Origin of the sequence: Serratia sp. CY32780 (assembly GCF_052169135.1) — a bacterium.
Classification (GTDB): domain Bacteria; phylum Pseudomonadota; class Gammaproteobacteria; order Enterobacterales; family Enterobacteriaceae; genus Serratia; species Serratia sarumanii.
This window is the reverse complement of the sequence record NZ_JBJNLI010000007.1, coordinates 1-16,132: the sequence shown is the minus strand read 5'-3', so window position 1 is coordinate 16,132 and position 16,132 is coordinate 1. Positions and strand designations below refer to the sequence as shown.

The 16,132-nt window shown below is 59.3% G+C and carries 17 protein-coding genes; 9 read left to right on the top strand and 8 right to left on the bottom strand.

Going from position 1 to position 16,132, the window contains the following annotated elements; genetic code table 11:
- The first annotated feature begins 343 nt into the window (after positions 1-343).
- The 5 genes from cadB (at position 344) to ACJ8HH_RS21645 (ending at position 7,143) form a co-directional block, all read left to right on the top strand.
- Positions 344-1,687 (top strand): cadaverine/lysine antiporter, encoded by a 1,344-nt coding sequence (cadB, locus tag ACJ8HH_RS21665; protein WP_033635727.1) that lies wholly within the window; start codon positions 344-346, stop codon positions 1,685-1,687.
- A 95-nt stretch (positions 1,688-1,782) separates the two neighbouring features.
- Positions 1,783-3,921 (top strand): lysine decarboxylase CadA, encoded by a 2,139-nt coding sequence (cadA, locus tag ACJ8HH_RS21660; RefSeq protein ID WP_043139919.1) that lies wholly within the window; start codon positions 1,783-1,785, stop codon positions 3,919-3,921.
- A gap of 68 nt (positions 3,922-3,989) precedes the next feature.
- Entirely contained in the window at positions 3,990-5,441 is a 1,452-nt protein-coding gene (dtpD, locus tag ACJ8HH_RS21655; RefSeq protein ID WP_049213637.1) for a dipeptide permease DtpD, read from the top strand.
- A gap of 56 nt (positions 5,442-5,497) precedes the next feature.
- Positions 5,498-6,829 carry a tRNA lysidine(34) synthetase TilS gene (gene tilS, locus ACJ8HH_RS21650; RefSeq protein WP_060452042.1) on the top strand — a complete coding sequence of 444 codons (1,332 nt, stop codon included), beginning with the start codon at positions 5,498-5,500 and terminating at the stop codon, positions 6,827-6,829.
- Entirely contained in the window at positions 6,829-7,143 is a 315-nt protein-coding gene (locus ACJ8HH_RS21645; RefSeq protein WP_033635721.1) for a c-type cytochrome, read from the top strand. Before tilS ends, ACJ8HH_RS21645 begins: the two co-directional genes overlap by 1 nt.
- Before the next feature lie 50 nt (positions 7,144-7,193).
- Here ACJ8HH_RS21645 and rof read toward each other — a convergent pair whose 3' ends face one another.
- Both rof and ACJ8HH_RS21635 read right to left on the bottom strand, forming a co-directional pair.
- On the bottom strand, positions 7,194-7,457 hold the full coding sequence (gene rof, locus ACJ8HH_RS21640; RefSeq protein WP_004931991.1) for a Rho-binding antiterminator: 264 nt from the start codon (positions 7,455-7,457) through the stop codon (positions 7,194-7,196).
- Positions 7,444-7,644, bottom strand: a complete 201-nt coding sequence (locus ACJ8HH_RS21635) for a YaeP family protein (protein ID WP_004931993.1) — start codon at positions 7,642-7,644, stop codon at positions 7,444-7,446. The genes rof and ACJ8HH_RS21635 overlap by 14 nt, the downstream gene beginning before the upstream one ends.
- Positions 7,645-7,857: 213 nt before the next feature.
- Here ACJ8HH_RS21635 and ACJ8HH_RS21630 point away from each other — a divergent pair, with 213 nt between their 5' ends.
- The 3 genes from ACJ8HH_RS21630 to nlpE are packed head-to-tail and all read left to right on the top strand — an operon-like array spanning position 7,858 to position 9,536.
- Positions 7,858-8,406 carry a YaeQ family protein gene (locus ACJ8HH_RS21630; RefSeq protein WP_033649819.1) on the top strand — a complete coding sequence of 183 codons (549 nt, stop codon included), beginning with the start codon at positions 7,858-7,860 and terminating at the stop codon, positions 8,404-8,406.
- 3 nt (positions 8,407-8,409) lie between these two features.
- Positions 8,410-8,823 carry an alternative ribosome rescue aminoacyl-tRNA hydrolase ArfB gene (arfB, locus tag ACJ8HH_RS21625; protein ID WP_028127523.1) on the top strand — a complete coding sequence of 138 codons (414 nt, stop codon included), beginning with the start codon at positions 8,410-8,412 and terminating at the stop codon, positions 8,821-8,823.
- 29 nt (positions 8,824-8,852) lie between these two features.
- Positions 8,853-9,536, top strand: a complete 684-nt coding sequence (nlpE, locus tag ACJ8HH_RS21620) for an envelope stress response activation lipoprotein NlpE (RefSeq protein ID WP_033635719.1) — start codon at positions 8,853-8,855, stop codon at positions 9,534-9,536.
- Between the two features lie 60 nt (positions 9,537-9,596).
- Here the strand turns inward: nlpE and proS are convergent, their stop codons facing one another.
- The 6 genes from proS to metN all read right to left on the bottom strand — a co-directional run bounded on the left by proS (position 9,597) and on the right by metN (position 15,191).
- The gene (gene proS / locus ACJ8HH_RS21615; RefSeq protein ID WP_033655309.1) at positions 9,597-11,315 is read right to left on the bottom strand and encodes a proline--tRNA ligase; all 1,719 of its coding nucleotides are present in this window, start codon (positions 11,313-11,315) and stop codon (positions 9,597-9,599) included.
- A 120-nt stretch (positions 11,316-11,435) separates the two neighbouring features.
- Positions 11,436-12,143 carry a tRNA (N6-threonylcarbamoyladenosine(37)-N6)-methyltransferase TrmO gene (gene tsaA / locus ACJ8HH_RS21610; protein ID WP_033655308.1) on the bottom strand — a complete coding sequence of 236 codons (708 nt, stop codon included), beginning with the start codon at positions 12,141-12,143 and terminating at the stop codon, positions 11,436-11,438.
- Entirely contained in the window at positions 12,140-12,544 is a 405-nt protein-coding gene (rcsF, locus tag ACJ8HH_RS21605) for an Rcs stress response system protein RcsF (RefSeq protein ID WP_025304011.1), read from the bottom strand. The genes tsaA and rcsF overlap by 4 nt, the downstream gene beginning before the upstream one ends.
- A 114-nt stretch (positions 12,545-12,658) precedes the next feature.
- Positions 12,659-13,474 (bottom strand): MetQ/NlpA family lipoprotein, encoded by an 816-nt coding sequence (locus ACJ8HH_RS21600; protein WP_049213629.1) that lies wholly within the window; start codon positions 13,472-13,474, stop codon positions 12,659-12,661.
- 39 nt (positions 13,475-13,513) lie between these two features.
- Entirely contained in the window at positions 13,514-14,167 is a 654-nt protein-coding gene (locus tag ACJ8HH_RS21595) for a methionine ABC transporter permease MetI (RefSeq protein WP_004932010.1), read from the bottom strand.
- Positions 14,160-15,191: a methionine ABC transporter ATP-binding protein MetN gene (gene metN / locus ACJ8HH_RS21590; RefSeq protein WP_004932012.1), complete on the bottom strand. Its 1,032-nt coding sequence runs from the start codon at positions 15,189-15,191 to the stop codon at positions 14,160-14,162. The genes ACJ8HH_RS21595 and metN overlap by 8 nt, the downstream gene beginning before the upstream one ends.
- Positions 15,192-15,379: 188 nt before the next feature.
- Here metN and gmhB point away from each other — a divergent pair, with 188 nt between their 5' ends.
- Positions 15,380-15,943 carry a D-glycero-beta-D-manno-heptose 1,7-bisphosphate 7-phosphatase gene (gene gmhB / locus ACJ8HH_RS21585; RefSeq protein ID WP_033649824.1) on the top strand — a complete coding sequence of 188 codons (564 nt, stop codon included), beginning with the start codon at positions 15,380-15,382 and terminating at the stop codon, positions 15,941-15,943.
- Positions 15,944-16,132: the final 189 nt, after the last annotated feature.

The window sequence follows — 16,132 nt, the reverse complement described above, 5'->3', positions numbered from 1 at the left end:
CTCCGGGGATCATGGCGGCGTTATTTATTGGTAAAGCCATGTTGCATGAATGTATTATTTTTCTGCGCAATATTGCTCTTTTTTTGCCGTTTGTTATGCGTGATTAACCTCGCTATTTTGCTGTTTTTAAATGATGTTTATCTTTTCTTTAGCTTACCTTTTTATCTTGATGTGTTAATGAAAAACCTCAGGTTATCATTTGTATGATCATGAGCGTAATCTCACTTTATCTTTAGGACTTTATTCCCCCCGATGGTTAGCATCCTGACTATCAAGCCGGCTCATTAAAATCATTTATTTATGGGTGTGGCTTATAAGAAACGTAAATCAGGAGAAACTGACCATGGCTTCACCCAAGAAAATAGGGCTTATTGCCTGCACCGGCGTCGTCGCCGGTAATATGATGGGGAGCGGGATTGCCTTATTGCCCGCCAACCTGGCGAGTCTCGGATCTATCGCCATTTGGGGATGGGTGATCTCGATTATCGGGGCGATGTCGCTGGCCTATGTGTATGCCCGCCTTGCCACCAAAAACCCGCAGCAGGGCGGCCCTATCGCCTACGCGGGTGAAATTTCCCCGGCCTTCGGTTTCCAGACCGGCGTGCTTTATTACCATGCCAACTGGATCGGTAACCTGGCCATCGGCATTACCGCCGTTTCTTATCTCTCCACCTTCTTCCCGGCGCTGAATAACCCGGTACCTGCCGGCATCGCCTGTATCGCCATCGTGTGGATCTTCACCTTCGTCAACATGCTGGGCGGAACCTGGGTCAGCCGTTTGACCACCCTGGGCCTGGTGCTGGTGCTGATCCCGGTGATCGTGACTGCCACCCTCGGCTGGCACTGGTTTGACGCCGCCACCTACCAGGCTAACTGGAATACCTCTGGCACCACCGACAGCCATGCGGTGATCAAAAGTATCCTGCTGTGCCTGTGGGCGTTTATCGGTGTGGAATCCGCAGCGGTCAGCACCGGCATGGTGAAAAACCCGAAACGCACCGTGCCGCTGGCGACCATGCTTGGCACCGGCCTGGCGGGCATTATCTACATCGCCGCCACTCAGGTGATCAGCGGTATGTTCCCGGCGTCTGAAATGGCCGCCAGCGGCGCGCCGTTCGCCATCAGCGCCTCGGCGATTATGGGTAACTGGGCCGCACCGATGGTTTCCGCCTTCACTGCCTTCGCCTGCCTGACGTCGCTCGGTTCGTGGATGATGCTGGTCGGCCAGGCCGGGGTACGCGCCGCCAACGACGGCAACTTCCCGAAAGTGTACGGCGAGCTGGATAAAAATGGCATTCCGAAGAAAGGCCTGCTGCTGGCCGGCTGCAAAATGACCGCGCTGATGGTGCTGATCACCCTGATGAGCTCCGCCGGCGGCAAAGCGTCCGACCTGTTCGGCGAGCTGACCGGCATCGCGGTGCTGCTGACCATGCTGCCTTACTTCTACTCCTGCGTAGACCTGATCCGCTTCGAAGGGGTCAACGTGCGCAACCTGCTGAGCCTGATCGCTTCGGTGTGCGGCTGCGGCTTCTGCTTCATCGCGCTGATGGGCGCCAACTCATTCGAACTGTCCGGCACCTTTATCATCAGCCTGATTATCCTGATGTTCTACGCCCGGAAAATGAATACCCGCCAGGCTGCCAACGCCGCGGCGGTCGATGAAAACACCACGGCCAAAGCGCACTGATTCGCGTCCGCTGACCGACTGAATTTACCCAGCCCCTTTCTTTCCGACCTGTCAGCCGCGACGGGAAGGGGCTTGCTTTGCCAGGAGAAATGCATATGAACGTTATCGCCATCATGAATCACATGGGTGTCTACTTCAAAGAAGAGCCTATCCGTGAACTGCATCAGGCGCTGGAAAGTCTGGATTTCCGCATCGTTTACCCTAACGATCGCGAAGACCTGCTGAAACTGATCGAGAACAACGCCCGCTTGTGCGGGGTGATCTTCGACTGGGACAAATACAACCTGGAGCTGTGCGAAGAGATCAGCCAGCTGAACGAGTACATGCCGCTGTACGCGTTCGCCAACACCTATTCGACGCTGGACGTCAGCCTGAACGATCTGCGCATGCAGGTGCGCTTCTTCGAATATGCGCTCGGCGCGGCAACCGACATCGCCGCCAAGATCAAACAGAATACCGACGAGTATATCGACACCATCCTGCCGCCGTTGACCAAGGCGCTGTTCAAATACGTGCGCGAAGGCAAATACACCTTCTGTACGCCGGGCCACATGGGCGGCACCGCATTCCAGAAAAGCCCGGTGGGCAGCCTGTTCTACGATTTCTTCGGCCCGAACACCATGAAGTCGGATATCTCGATTTCGGTGTCCGAACTGGGATCGCTGCTGGATCACTCCGGCCCGCACAAAGAGGCGGAAGAGTACATTTCCCGCGTGTTCAACGCCGAACGCAGCTACATGGTCACCAACGGCACCTCCACCGCCAACAAGATCGTCGGCATGTATTCGGCGCCGGCGGGCAGCACGGTGCTGATTGACCGTAACTGCCACAAGTCACTGACTCACCTGATGATGATGAGCGACATCACGCCGATCTACTTCCGCCCGACCCGCAACGCCTACGGCATCCTCGGCGGCATTCCGCAGAGCGAGTTCCAGCGCGCCACCATCGCCAAACGCGTGAAGGAGACCCCGAACGCCACCTGGCCGGTGCATGCGGTGATCACCAACTCCACCTATGACGGCCTGCTGTACAACACCGACTTTATCAAGAACACCCTGGACGTAAAGTCTATCCACTTCGATTCCGCCTGGGTGCCTTACACCAACTTCCACCCGATCTATAAAGGCAAGTGCGGCATGAGCGGCGGCCGCGTGGAGGGCAAGGTGATCTATGAAACCCAGTCCACCCACAAGCTGCTGGCGGCCTTCTCGCAGGCTTCGATGATTCACGTGAAGGGCGACATCAACGAAGAAACCTTCAACGAAGCCTACATGATGCACACCACCACCTCGCCGCACTACGGCATCGTGGCGTCGACCGAAACCGCCGCGGCGATGATGAAAGGCAACGCCGGCAAGCGCCTGATCAACGGCTCCATCGAACGCGCGATCAAGTTCCGCAAAGAGATCAAACGCCTGAAAGTCGAGTCCGACGGCTGGTTCTTCGACGTCTGGCAGCCGGAGCATATCGATGAGCCGGAATGCTGGCCGCTGCGCTCCGACAGCGCCTGGCACGGTTTCAAGAACATCGACAATGAACACATGTACCTCGATCCGATCAAGGTCACCATTCTGACGCCGGGGATGAGCAAGGAAGGCGAGATGCAGCCGTTCGGCATCCCGGCCAGCATCGTGGCGAAATACCTCGACGAACGCGGCATCATCGTCGAGAAAACCGGGCCGTACAACCTGCTGTTCCTGTTCAGCATCGGCATCGACAAAACCAAGGCGCTCAGCCTGCTGCGCGCGATGACCGACTTCAAACGCTCGTTCGATCTGAACCTGCGGGTGAAAAACATGCTGCCTTCGCTGTATCACGAAGCGCCTGATTTCTATGAAAACATGCGCATTCAGGATCTGGCGCAGAACATTCACCGCCTGGTGGAGCAGCACAACCTGCCGGACCTGATGTACCGCGCGTTCGAAGTGCTGCCAACCATGGTGATGAACCCATACCAGGCGTTCCAGAAAGAGCTGCACGGCGAAGTGGAAGAGGTTTATCTGGAAGAGATGGTCGGCAAGGTCAACGCCAATATGATCCTCCCATACCCACCGGGCGTGCCGCTGGTGATGCCGGGCGAAATGCTGACCGAGGAGAGCCGGCCGGTGCTGGAGTTCCTGCAGATGCTGTGCGAAATCGGCGCGCATTATCCGGGCTTTGAAACCGATATTCACGGCGCCTATCGTCAGGCGGACGGACGTTATCGGGTGAAAGTGCTGAAGGCGAAATAACCGCAGCCAATAACAGGGGAGGCGCTCGCGCTTCCCCTTTGCCGTTCACCGACTGATGGGAGACCTCCATGAAAACACCCTCACAGCCGCGCGCAATCTACTATGTCGTAGCCATACAAATTTGGGAATATTTCAGCTTTTACGGCATGCGTGCGTTACTGATTCTCTATCTGACCCACCAACTCGGCTATACCGACAGCCACGCCATCGATCTCTACAGCGCTTACGCTTCGTTAGTTTACGTCACTCCTATTTTGGGCGGCTGGCTCGCCGACCGCCTGCTGGGCAATCGCGTCGCGGTGATCGCCGGCGCGGCGCTGATGACGCTGGGGCATATCGTACTCGGCCTGAGCGCGGTCTCCGCCCAGTCGCTCTATCTGGCGCTGGCCATCATCATCTGCGGCTACGGCCTGTTCAAATCCAATATCAGCTGCCTGCTGGGCGAACTGTATCCGGCGCACGACTCGCGCCGCGAAGGGGGCTTCTCGCTGCTGTACGCCGCCGGCAACGTCGGTTCCATTTTGGCGCCGATCGCCTGTGGGTTGGCGGCCGAGCGCTATGGCTGGCACGTCGGCTTTGCGTTGGCCGGGATCGGCATGTTCGCCGGCCTGGCGATCTTCCTGCTCGGCGGGCGCCACTTCCGCCATACCCGCGGCGTGAATGCACCGCTGATGCGCGCCAAAAGCCTGGGTTTGCCGCACTGGGGTTGGCTGCTGGCGGCGCTGCTGGCATCGCCGCTGTTCTTCACGCTGCTGTTTGTGCACGACTGGGCCGGCTATTTGCTCGGGCTGGTGTGCGTGGCGGCGGTGGCGCTGGTGGCACGCATTATGCTGCGTGCGGACGCCGGCCAGCGCCGGGGGCTATGGCAGATTGTTGTGCTGATGCTGCTGGGCACGCTGTTCTGGGCTTTCGCCCAGCAGGGCGGCAGCTCCATCAGCCTGTTTATCGATCACTTCGTCGATCGGCGCTGGTTCGGCTGGACGGTGCCGACCGCGCTGTTCCAGTCGGTTAACGCCTGCGCGGTGATGCTGGGCGGCGTGGCGCTGGCATGGCTGGCGAACGGCGACGGTACGGGCGATCGCACGCTGCGCATCTGGTGCAAGTTCGCCTTCGGTCTGCTGTTGATCGGCGTCGGCTTTACGCTGATGGCACTCAATACGCGGCTGCACGGGCCGGGATCGATGGGGCTGATGATCGCCGGCCTGGCGGTGATGGGCTTCGCCGAACTGTTTATCGATCCGGTGGCGATGGCGCAGATCACCCGGCTGAATATCCCCGGCGCCACCGGCGTGCTGACCGGCATCTATATGCTGGCGACCGGCTCGATCGCCAACTATCTGGCGGGCATCATCGCCAACCAGACCGCCGAGGATCACGTCGAGGGGGCGGCGATGCAGGCGTATGGCCGCATTTTCGCCCAGATTGGCTGGGGAGCGGCCGGATGCGCGCTGGCGGTGATCGCGGTGCTGGGCGGTTGGTGGCTGCTGACGCGGCGCCAGGCACGGACGGTTAATGCTTGATTGATGACGGTAGGCGGGGTTAACGTGCAGCTATGTAGAAGTGACAAAGCCGACCGATGAATACTGATCAATTAACGACGCGGGTGGCAGACCAGTTGGGCGCGCAGCAGCGGCTGCTGGTGGCGTTCAGCGGCGGCCTGGATTCCAGCGTACTGCTGCATGTGCTGGCGGCGTTGCGCCGCCGGCGTCCGGGAATGCAACTGCGCGCGCTGCATGTGCATCACGGCCTGAGCGCCTTCGCCGACCGCTGGGTTGAGCATTGCCGCAGCCGCTGCGCCGACTGGCAGATCCCGCTGACGGTGACGCACGTGCAGGTGGACGCCCGCCAGGGCGGCATCGAAGCGGCGGCGCGCGCGGCGCGCTATGCCGCCTTCAGCGCCGCGCTAACGGAGGGCGAAGCGCTGCTTACCGCCCAACACCTCGACGATCAAAGCGAAACCTTCCTGCTGGCGCTCAAGCGCGGCAGCGGGCCGGCGGGGCTGTCGGCGATGGCGGCGCGCACCGCGTTGGGCGAGCACCTGCTGTTGCGGCCGCTGTTGGGTTGCTCACGCCAGACGTTGGAAAACTACGCGCAACGCCACGCCCTAACCTGGATAGATGACGACAGCAATCAGGACACGCGCTTCGATCGCAATTTCCTGCGCTTGCAGGTGTTGCCGCAGCTCAACCAGCGCTGGCCGCACTTCGCCTCGGCGGTGGCGCGCAGCGCCGGCCTGTGCGCCGAGCAGGAGCAGCTGCTGGACGAACTGCTGGCGGAACCGCTGCAAAGCCTGTTGGCGGCGGATCGCTCATTGGCGATCGACGGCCTGACGGACTGTTCGCCGGTGCGGCGCTTCGCCTTGCTGCGGCGCTGGATCGCGTTGTTTAACGTCACCATGCCGGCGCGTGAGCAGCTTCAGCGCCTGTGGGAGGAGGTGGCGCTCAGCCGGGAGGATGCCGAACCGCAGCTGCAGCTCGGTGCCTATCAGATTCGCCGTTTCCGCGGCCGGTTGCACCTGTTGCCGCCGCTGGCGGCGCTGCGCGATGTGCATCTGCCCTGGCTGCCTGACGAGCCGCTGGCGCTGCCGGACGGGCTGGGGCGGCTTGTCGCGGGTGAGGGTGAGCTGGCGCTGCGCGCGCCGCAGCCGTCGCAGCGGATCAGCATTCGTTTCGGCGGCGTGCAGGGCGCGGTGCGCATCGTGGGGCGCGCCCATTCGCGGCCGATAAAAAAATTGTGGCAGGAGCTGGGGATCCCGCCCTGGCAGCGTGAACGCATCCCGTTGATTTATTATGATGAGCAGCTGATCGCCGCGCTGGGCGTATTCGTCTGTGAGGCGGGGCAGGTGCCGGAAGGCGAACGTCCGTGGCGGCTGCGCTGGGAAAAAAATCATAATCGCGAGGAGCAATAATGAAGTTTGTGGGGATCACGCTGTTGGCCGCCGGCCTGTTCAGCCTGCCGGCGTTGGCGGCGGGGGATGCGGCGGCCGGCCAGGCGAAAGCCGCCGCCTGCGCGGCGTGCCACGGCGCGCAGGGCAAGGTGACGGTGCCGATGTACCCGAATCTGGCCGGGCAGAACGCCATGTACCTGCAGCACGCGCTGCAGGCGTATAAGAAAGGGGAGCGCAACGGCGGCCAGGCTGAGGTGATGAAGGCCTATGTGTCGGGGCTGTCGGATGACGATATCGCCGATCTGGCGGCCTTTTACGCCAGCCTGAAGCCTTAAATGACGAGGGCAGCCGTTGGGCTGCCCTGTTGGGATGGGGTTACCGCTGCTCAGTCCGACAGACTGACGACCACGGTACCGATTTCCGGATGACTGAAACTGCTGATATGGTCAAGGCGCAGGTCGCGCTGTTGGCCGTTCTGTTCGATGGTCAGATACTCAACGCGTTTCTTTTGCAGCAGGTCGATCGCCTTGGCCTCGATCACTTCTCCGTCGCGTAACTCCAGCTTCAGAATAAGTTTATGCTGACAGGCGAGTTCCAGGTTGTCGTAGTCATCGCAATTGATGGGTTGGTACTCATCATTCATCAACATAGTCGCTCACCAATAAGTTAGCGGCGGCAAAGGCCGCCTGTTCCCTAACGGAGGACGGTAGCGCGTCGTTCGCTGCGACATCGTCCAATGCCTTTAACGCACAAGCCAGCGCATCAGGCACGTAGCCAAGATCTCCACTGCCAATCTCGGCGTAAGTACGGCGTACTAACTCACAGTATTGTTGCACAGTTTCCTCCCTTAAGAACCTCTGCATCATCAAGACCGCTCTCGCGATGAGGCGCAGGCTCTCGGAGTTTTATCCTATCCTAGACGACTATAGCACAGCTGTTATGGAGTTATCAGCACCCTGGCACGCCTTTCGCACTGCCGCGGCCTGGCCGCGCTGGCGGGGTTTGGCCCTGATCAAGTACACTGTCGCCGGATAATAACGAGGTCACCCATGGCGCTGAAAGCAACCATTTATAAAGCCGCGGTCAATATTGCTGATATGGATCGTCACTTCTACCACGACGCCACGCTGACGCTGGCGCAACACCCGTCCGAAAACGAGCAGCGCATGATGCTGCGCTTGCTGGCCTGGATCTGCCATGCGGACGAACGGCTGGTGTTCACCAAAGGGCTGAGCGCCGACGACGAGCCGGAGATCTGGCAGCGCAACGACCACAATGGGCTGGAAATGTGGATCGAGATGGGATTGCCCGACGAGAAGCGCATTCGCAAGGCCTGCAACCAGTCGCCGCGCGTGGTGCTGTACGCTTACGGCGAGCGCGCCGCGCACGTATGGTGGCAGGGAATGCAGGGCAAGGTGGCCGGCCACAAGAACCTGAGCGTGCGTTTCCTCGACGACGAACAGCTGGCGCGCCTGACGGCATTGGCCAGCCGCACCATGACGCTGCAGGCGACGTTGCAAGAGGGAACTATTTGGCTGTCCGATGCTCAGAATAGTCTGGAAATCCAGTTTGCCGAGTGGCAGCAGGCACAGGTGTGACCGGTGCTTGAACTGTCAAGAAACGTAGCCATACCGGATAATGAGCTGGAATTGACGGCGATCCGCGCGCAGGGCGCGGGCGGCCAGCACGTGAACAAAACCTCAACGGCGATCCATTTGCGCTTTGACATCCGGGCATCCAGCCTGCCAGAGTATTATAAGGAACGGCTGCTGGCGCTGAATCATCATCTTATTACCGCTGATGGCGTGGTGATTATCAAGGCGCAAGAGTATCGCAGCCAGGAATTGAATCGCGAAGCGGCGTTGGCCAGGCTGGCCGCGCTGATTCGGCAGGCGATGGTGGTGGAAAAAACGCGCAAGGCGACCAAGCCCACGAAAGGGGCCAAACTGCGTCGCCTGGAAGGCAAGGCGCGTAAAGGCGCCACCAAGGCGCTGCGTGGCAAGGTTCGCACTTAGGAATACATGAACACAGTAGGAGAATAACTGTGAAAAAAATTACGGTAGCCCTGTTCCTCGCGGCAGGCGCACTCTCGTTGTTGGGATGCAACAATCATTATCAACCGAAGGAACAACCGCTGCAGCCGATGCCGCAGAGCTATCAAGGGGTGTTGCCTTGCGCCGATTGCGGCGGTCTGGATACGGCGCTGTTCCTGGATGAGGACGGCACCTTCGTGCTGCAGGAAACCTATCGCGGCACCAAAGACGGCGATCAGACCTTTGCCGACTACGGCAAATGGGCGCGCACCGCGGATAAGCTGGTGCTGACCGACAGCAACGGCGAAAAACGCTATTTCCGCCCGGTGGGCAAGAGCCTGGAAATGCTGGATCGCAGCGGCGTGCCGATCGAGTCCAAGCTGAATTACCGTCTGGATCCGGTTGAGAAGCCGTTGCCTAAAACGCCGATGACGCTGAAAGGCAGCTACACCTATATGGCGGACGCGGCGGTCTTCAAGGACTGCGCTACCGGCAAAACCTTCCCGGTGGACAACAACATCGCGCTGGAGCAAGGTTACGCCAAAGCATATAAGACCGCCGGCGAGCCGGTATTCCTGACGTTCAGCGCGCACTTCAGCGTGCAGCCGTCGATGGAGGAAGGTCTGACCGAGAAGGCGCTGGTGCCGGACGGCAAAATCGTGTTTGACCGCAGCAAGAACTGCAGCAGCAAATAAGCGATTTCGGATATAAAAAAACCCGCGAGAGCGGGTTTTTTATTTTCTGACGTTCGTCGCTTAGCGTTTGATCTGGCCCAGCAGGAAATCAACGATTTCGCCGGTTTTGATCATTTGCTTCTCGCCGACGCGGCGGTTCTTGTACTCGATCTCTTCGTTGTCGAGATTGCGGTCGCCGATAACGATAGAGTGCGGCACGCCGATCAGCTCCATATCCGCGAACATCACGCCCGGGCGCTCTTTGCGGTCATCGAGGATCACGTCGATGCCGTGGGAGCGCAGGGTGTTGTACAGCTCTTCGGCCAGCGCCTGCACGCGGAACGATTTGTGCATGTTCATCGGCAGGATAGCGACCTGGAACGGCGCGATGGCGTCCGGCCAGATGATGCCGCGTTCGTCGTGATTCTGCTCGATGGCGGCGGCCACGACGCGCGTGACCCCGATGCCGTAGCAACCCATGGTCAGCACCTGGTTGCGGCCGTCTTCGCCCTGCACGGTCGCTTTCATCGCTTCCGAGTACTTGGTGCCGAGCTGGAAGATATGGCCCACTTCGATGCCGCGTTTGATCAGCAGCGTGCCCTGACCGTCCGGGCTAGCGTCGCCGTCCACCACGTTACGGATATCGGCCACCTGTGGCAGCGGCAGATCGCGCTCCCAGTTGATGCCGAAGTAGTGTTTGCCGTCGACGTTGGCGCCGGCGCCAAAGTCGCTCATCGCCGCCACGCTGCGGTCGGCAACCACCGGCATCGGCAGGTTGACCGGGCCGAGTGAACCCGGGCCGGCGCCGACGATGGCGCGAATTTCTTCTTCAGTGGCGAAGGTCAGCGGCGTGGCAACCTGCGCCAGCTTCTCGGCCTTGACTTCGTTCAGCTCGTGATCGCCGCGCACCAGCAGGGCAACCAGCTTGTGGCCGCTCTCTTCGGTGGCGCGCACCATCAGCGTCTTCACGGTTTTTTCCACCGGCAGCTGGAACTGATCGACCAGCTCAACGATGGTTTTGGCGTTCGGCGTATCCACCAGACGCAATTCTTCGCCGGCCGCCGCGCGAGGCGCCGCCGGCGCGACCGCTTCCGCCAGCTCGATGTTGGCGGCGAAGTCGGAACCGGTGGAGAACACGATATCGTCTTCACCGCTGTCTGCCAGCACCTGGAATTCGTGCGAGGCGCTGCCGCCGATCGAGCCGGTATCGGCCTGCACCGGGCGGAAATCCAGACCCATGCGGCTGAAGATTTTGCTGTACGCTTCGTACATCGCGTCGTAAGTCTCTTGCAGAGACTCCTGCGAGGTATGGAAGGAGTAGGCATCCTTCATCAGGAATTCACGGGAACGCATTACGCCGAAACGCGGGCGCACTTCATCACGGAACTTGGTCTGGATCTGGAAGAAGTTCAGCGGCAGCTGTTTGTACGAGCTGATCTCGTTGCGGATCAGATCGGTGATCACTTCTTCATGCGTCGGGCCCAGCACGAACGGACGATCGCCGCGGTCGACGAAGCGCAGCAGCTCGGGGCCGTATTGCTCCCAACGGCCGCTTTCCTGCCACAGATCGGCAGGCTGAACCACCGGCATGGACACTTCGATCGCGTTAGCATTGTTCATTTCTTCGCGAACGATGTTTTCAACCTTTTTCAGAACGCGCAGGCCGGTCGGCAGCCAGGTGTAAAGACCGGAGGCCAGCTTGCGGATCATCCCGGCGCGCAGCATCAGCTGGTGGCTGATCACTTCGGCGTCGGCAGGTGTCTCCTTCAATGTGGAGAGCAGATATTGGCTAGTACGCATGGTGTTTTGGTTCCGTTAGAACTGCAAATTGCATCGGGCTGCCAGAGTGGCGGCCAAAAGTGACAAAAGTGGTTTAGTTTACCAGCGCGAGCGGGTCGCCAAAAGAGAGGCGGCGGAATTTTAACGCGGGTCGAGCGCCAACACTTCGGTATGACCGTCCACGACGCGCCAGCGCACGTTGAAATCCAGCAGCCAGACGGCGTAATCCCGTTCGACGTCCTCTCCTTTACGATAGGCGGGACGGGGATCTTGCGCCAGCACCTGGCTGATAAAACGCCTTAATTGCGGATAACGCGCCTGATGTTGCTGCAGCTGCTGCTCGGCCTGAGGCGCGAAATGCACCGGCATATCGCCGGCGGGCGCGGCCTGGGCAAAACCGGCGCGGGCCTGCGGTTGGCTCTCGGCGAACGGCAGATAAGGCTTGATGTCTACCACCGGGGTGCCGTCGACCAGATCGAGGCTGCCCAGCTCCAGCACCACTTCGCCGTTTTTCACCCGCACGCCTTTCAGTTCGATCAGGGACATGCCGAGCGGGTTGGGGCGGAAGGTGGAGCGGGTGGCGAATACGCCCATGCGGGCATTGCCGCCTAAACGCGGCGGGCGCACCGTCGGCCGCCAGCCGCCTTCCAGGGTTTGATGGAAAATGAACATCACCCACAGATGGCTGAAATCGCTGAGGCCGCGTACCGCCTCCGCCTGGTTGTAAGGTGGCAGCAGCAGCAGTTCGCCGCCACCGTCTTCGACCAGCCCCGGCTGGCGGGGAACGGCGAATTTTTCTTTATATGGCGAGCGGATCACGCCGATCTGCTCGAAAACGAATTCGGTCATTTGGACGAGACGTTAAGCGCTGAGCCCTGGCAGACGGCCTGCTGGTAACAACCGGCGACGCCGCTGACAATCTGGCAGTCGTGCAGCAGCACGGCGTTGGCCTTCATGTAAGACGCGCGGATCTGCATGCGTTTACGGGCGGTAGCCAGATTCGGTGGGGAGTCTTGTACGGTGGTTTGGCACGATTCGCCGGACACTTCACCCAGATCGCGGAATGGCTTGCCCACGAGCTCTTCTGCACTTTTGTACAGTTTTACCGGAGCGGGGCGGGCGGCCGGCGTGGTCTTGGCCGGGGCGGTGGTGGTCGGCTTGCTGGTGCTGTTTGTTGAGGACGGCGCGATACGTTGCGATGAACATCCGGCCAGCGCGAGCGCTAACAAACAGAGAGGTAAAACACGCATTGAGATTCCTCTGCCTTAATGAAAGTGGCGCTATTGAAGCAATCTATGGCGGAAATAACAAGACGGGCCTTGGCCCGTCTTGCAATTATAGGAATAAAATTGGCGAATAAGCGCTTACCAGCCTTTCACCGCACCGCCGTTGAAGATTTTGTTGGCGGCGGCGTCCACTTCGTCAGACTGATAGGCCTGCACGAATTTCTTCACGTTTTCCGCATCTTTGTTATCTTCGCGCGCAACCAGCAGGTTGACGTAAGGCGAGTCTTTATCTTCCACGAACAGGCCGTCTTTCGCCGGCGTCAGACCGATCTGGCTGGCGTAGGTGGTGTTGATCACCGCCAGCGCGATCTGCTGATCGTCCAGAGAACGCGGCAGCTGAGGCGCTTCCAGCTCAACCAGCTTCAGGTTTTTCGGGTTCTCGGTCACGTCCAGCACGGTCGGCAGCAGGCCAACGCCGTCTTTCAGTTTGATCAGGCCGACTTTCTGCAGCAGCAGCAGCGAACGGCCCAGGTTGGTCGGATCGTTAGGCAGTGCGATCTGAGAACCCTCTTTCAGCTCGTCCAGCGATTTGATTTTCTTGGAGTAACCGGCGATCGGGTAAACAAAGGTGTTGCCGACCGGCACCAGCTTGTAGCCGCGATCTTTGATCTGCTGATCCAGATATGGCTTGTGCTGGAAGGCGTTCAGGTCGATATCGCCTTTGCTCAACGCTTCGTTAGGCAGCACGTAGTCGTTGAAAGTGACCAGCTCAACGTCCAGACCGTATTTCTCTTTCGCCACTTTCTGAGCCACTTCGGCCACTTGCTGCTCAGCGCCGACGATCACGCCGACCTTGATGTGGTTCGGATTCTTTTCATCCTGGCCGCAGCCCACCAGAGCCAGAGAGCCGATCAGTGCGCCAATTGCCGCGATGGATTTAAATTTTAACGACATATCCCTTCCTCATTAGACTCGCATTAACATGCTGTGAAACTATTTATGGGTAACGGCTTTGACGATGCGATCGCCGCAGAATTGGATCAGATAAACCAAAACTACCAGTAATACTAATACGGTATTCATCACTGTGGCGTTATAACCGATATAACCGTATTGGTAACCGATTTGGCCCAGACCGCCGGCGCCGACTGCGCCGCCCATGGCGGAGTAGCCCACCAGGGTGATCAGCGTGATGGTCGCGGCGTTGACCAGGCCCGGCAGGGCTTCCGGCAGCAACACTTTCTTGATGATCTGCATCGGCGTGGCGCCCATGGCGCGCGCCGCTTCCACCAGACCGGACGGGATCTCCAGCAGGGCGTTTTCCACCATGCGCGCGATGAACGGCGCGGCGCCCACGGTCAACGGCACGATGGCCGCCTGCAGACCGATAGAGGTGCCGACGATCATGCGGGTAAACGGAATCATCCAAACCAGCAGGATAATGAACGGGATAGAACGGAAGATGTTCACCAGCCCGGACAGGATTTTATACAGCGAGTTGTTGGCGATGATCTGCCCCGGGCGGGTGACATACAACAGCACACCTACCGGCAGGCCGAGCACGAAACCGAAGAAGCCGGAGACAAAGGTCATCATGACGGTTTCCCACACGCCACGCGCCATCAACCACATCATTGCCTCAGACATAACCCAGAACCTCTACTTTTACCTGATTTTCCTGCAGGAACTTAATCGTCGCCAGCGCGTCTTCGTCGCTGCCGTGCAGCTCCGCCAGCATCACGCCGAATTTCACGCCGCCGGCATAATCCATCTGGGCGCTGATAATGTTGTTGTTCACGTTGAAGCGGCGAGCGGCTTCAGACAGCAGCGGCGCATCGACCGACTGGCCGGTGAACTCCAGGCGCAGCAGCGGTTGGCGGTCGCCCTGACGCTCCGGCGACAGGCGCGCGGCGTAGTCGTCCGGGATATCCAGATGCAATGTGGACTGAATGAACTGCTGGGCCAGCGGGGTTTTCGGGTGCGAGAACACTTCGCTGACGCTGTCTTTTTCGATCAGTTGCCCCTGGCTGATGACCGCGACCTGGTCGCAGATGCGTTTCACCACGTCCATTTCATGGGTGATCAGCAGAATGGTCAGGCCCAGCCGGCGGTTGATGTCTTTCAGCAGTTCCAGGATGGAACGGGTGGTGGCCGGATCCAACGCGCTGGTGGCTTCATCGCACAGCAGCACTTTAGGATTGCTGGCCAGCGCGCGGGCGATCGCCACGCGCTGTTTCTGGCCGCCGGACAGATTGGCCGGGTAGGCGTCGTGCTTGTCCGCCAGGCCGACCAGCTCCAGCAGTTCGGTCACGCGCTTTTTGATCTCGGCGCGCGGCGTATTGTCCAGCTCCAGCGGCAGCGCCACGTTGCCGAACACCGTGCGGGAAGAGAGCAGGTTGAAGTGCTGGAAGATCATGCCGATTTGGCGACGGGCGCGCGTCAGTTCACTTTCCGACAGCGAGGTCAGATCCTGACCATCGACCAGCACCTGGCCGGACGTTGGGCGCTCCAGCATGTTGGCGCAGCGAATCAGCGTGCTTTTACCGGCGCCGGAGGAACCGATGACGCCATAGATTTGCCCGGCAGGGACGTGAAGGGTCACGTCAGAGAGCGCGGTAATGGTGCGCGAACCCTGCTGGAACACTTTAGTGATGTTAGAAAGTTTAATCATATTCTTCTTATTTTAGCGTGGTTGCCCGTGGCTAGATAAAAGTAAACCTCGGCGTGGAACCAAGGTATGGATCAGATGTTAAGGCGTCTAGACGTCCAAGTCAACGGCCTGCGACGTTCTCCGGCGTTCTCAGCGTGGGGTAAAACATGCGATACTGTCAGCGTATACAGGCCCTCAGGAGCAAAGCGGTGACACAAAGCGTTCCAGCAATTTTTCTCGATCGTGACGGTACGATTAACGTTGACCATGGCTATGTCCATGAAATCGACAACTTCCACTTTATTGACGGCGTGATTGACGCCTGTCGCGAACTCAAAAAGATGGGCTTCGCGCTGGTAATGGTGACCAACCAGTCCGGCATTGCGCGCGGCAAGTTCAGCGAAGACCAATTCATGTACCTGACCGAGTGGATGGACTGGTCGCTGGCCGATCGCGACGTTGACTTCGACGGCATCTATTTCTGCCCGCACCATCCGGAGGCGGTAGTAGAAGAGTATCGTCAGGTGTGTGACTGCCGTAAACCGCAGCCGGGCATGCTGCTGCAAGCGCAGCAGGAATTGAACATCGATATGGCCGCTTCTTATATGGTGGGAGATAAACCGGAAGATATGCAGGCGGCGATCGCGGCCGGCGTCGGCACCAAGGTGCTGGTGCGTACCGGCAAGCCGGTGACGGAGCAGGGCGAAAAGCTGGCCGATTGGGTGCTAAATAGCCTGGCGGCCCTGCCTGAAGCCATCAAAAAGCGGGTTTAATAGGCGTTACGAATGAATAGTGAGCGGTCAGATAAAAAATGCATATTATCGCTTGTCATTCTGAACCGGCTCCCTATAATGCGCCTCCATCGACACGGCGCAAGTGATTCACTTCACACAGCGGCCGGGAAGAAAGAGAAAAAATCCTGAAAATTAGGGTTGACTCTGAAAGAGGAAAGCGTAATATAC

Excerpts from the sequence above, each read along its gene's own strand:
- dtpD (WP_049213637.1), top strand. The coding sequence starts at position 3,990 with ATGAAAACACCCTCACAGCCGCGCGCAATCTACTATGTCGTAGCCATA.
- ACJ8HH_RS21630 (WP_033649819.1), top strand. The coding sequence starts at position 7,858 with ATGGCGCTGAAAGCAACCATTTATAAAGCCGCGGTCAATATTGCTGAT.
- rof (WP_004931991.1), bottom strand. The coding sequence starts at position 7,457 with ATGTTGATGAATGATGAGTACCAACCCATCAATTGCGATGACTACGAC.
- cadB (WP_033635727.1), top strand. The coding sequence starts at position 344 with ATGGCTTCACCCAAGAAAATAGGGCTTATTGCCTGCACCGGCGTCGTC.
- ACJ8HH_RS21600 (WP_049213629.1), bottom strand. The coding sequence starts at position 13,474 with ATGTCGTTAAAATTTAAATCCATCGCGGCAATTGGCGCACTGATCGGC.
- proS (WP_033655309.1), bottom strand. The coding sequence starts at position 11,315 with ATGCGTACTAGCCAATATCTGCTCTCCACATTGAAGGAGACACCTGCC.
- cadA (WP_043139919.1), top strand. The coding sequence starts at position 1,783 with ATGAACGTTATCGCCATCATGAATCACATGGGTGTCTACTTCAAAGAA.
- tilS (WP_060452042.1), top strand. The coding sequence starts at position 5,498 with ATGAATACTGATCAATTAACGACGCGGGTGGCAGACCAGTTGGGCGCG.
- ACJ8HH_RS21645 (WP_033635721.1), top strand. The coding sequence starts at position 6,829 with ATGAAGTTTGTGGGGATCACGCTGTTGGCCGCCGGCCTGTTCAGCCTG.
- ACJ8HH_RS21595 (WP_004932010.1), bottom strand. The coding sequence starts at position 14,167 with ATGTCTGAGGCAATGATGTGGTTGATGGCGCGTGGCGTGTGGGAAACC.
- rcsF (WP_025304011.1), bottom strand. The coding sequence starts at position 12,544 with ATGCGTGTTTTACCTCTCTGTTTGTTAGCGCTCGCGCTGGCCGGATGT.
- tsaA (WP_033655308.1), bottom strand. The coding sequence starts at position 12,143 with ATGACCGAATTCGTTTTCGAGCAGATCGGCGTGATCCGCTCGCCATAT.
- metN (WP_004932012.1), bottom strand. The coding sequence starts at position 15,191 with ATGATTAAACTTTCTAACATCACTAAAGTGTTCCAGCAGGGTTCGCGC.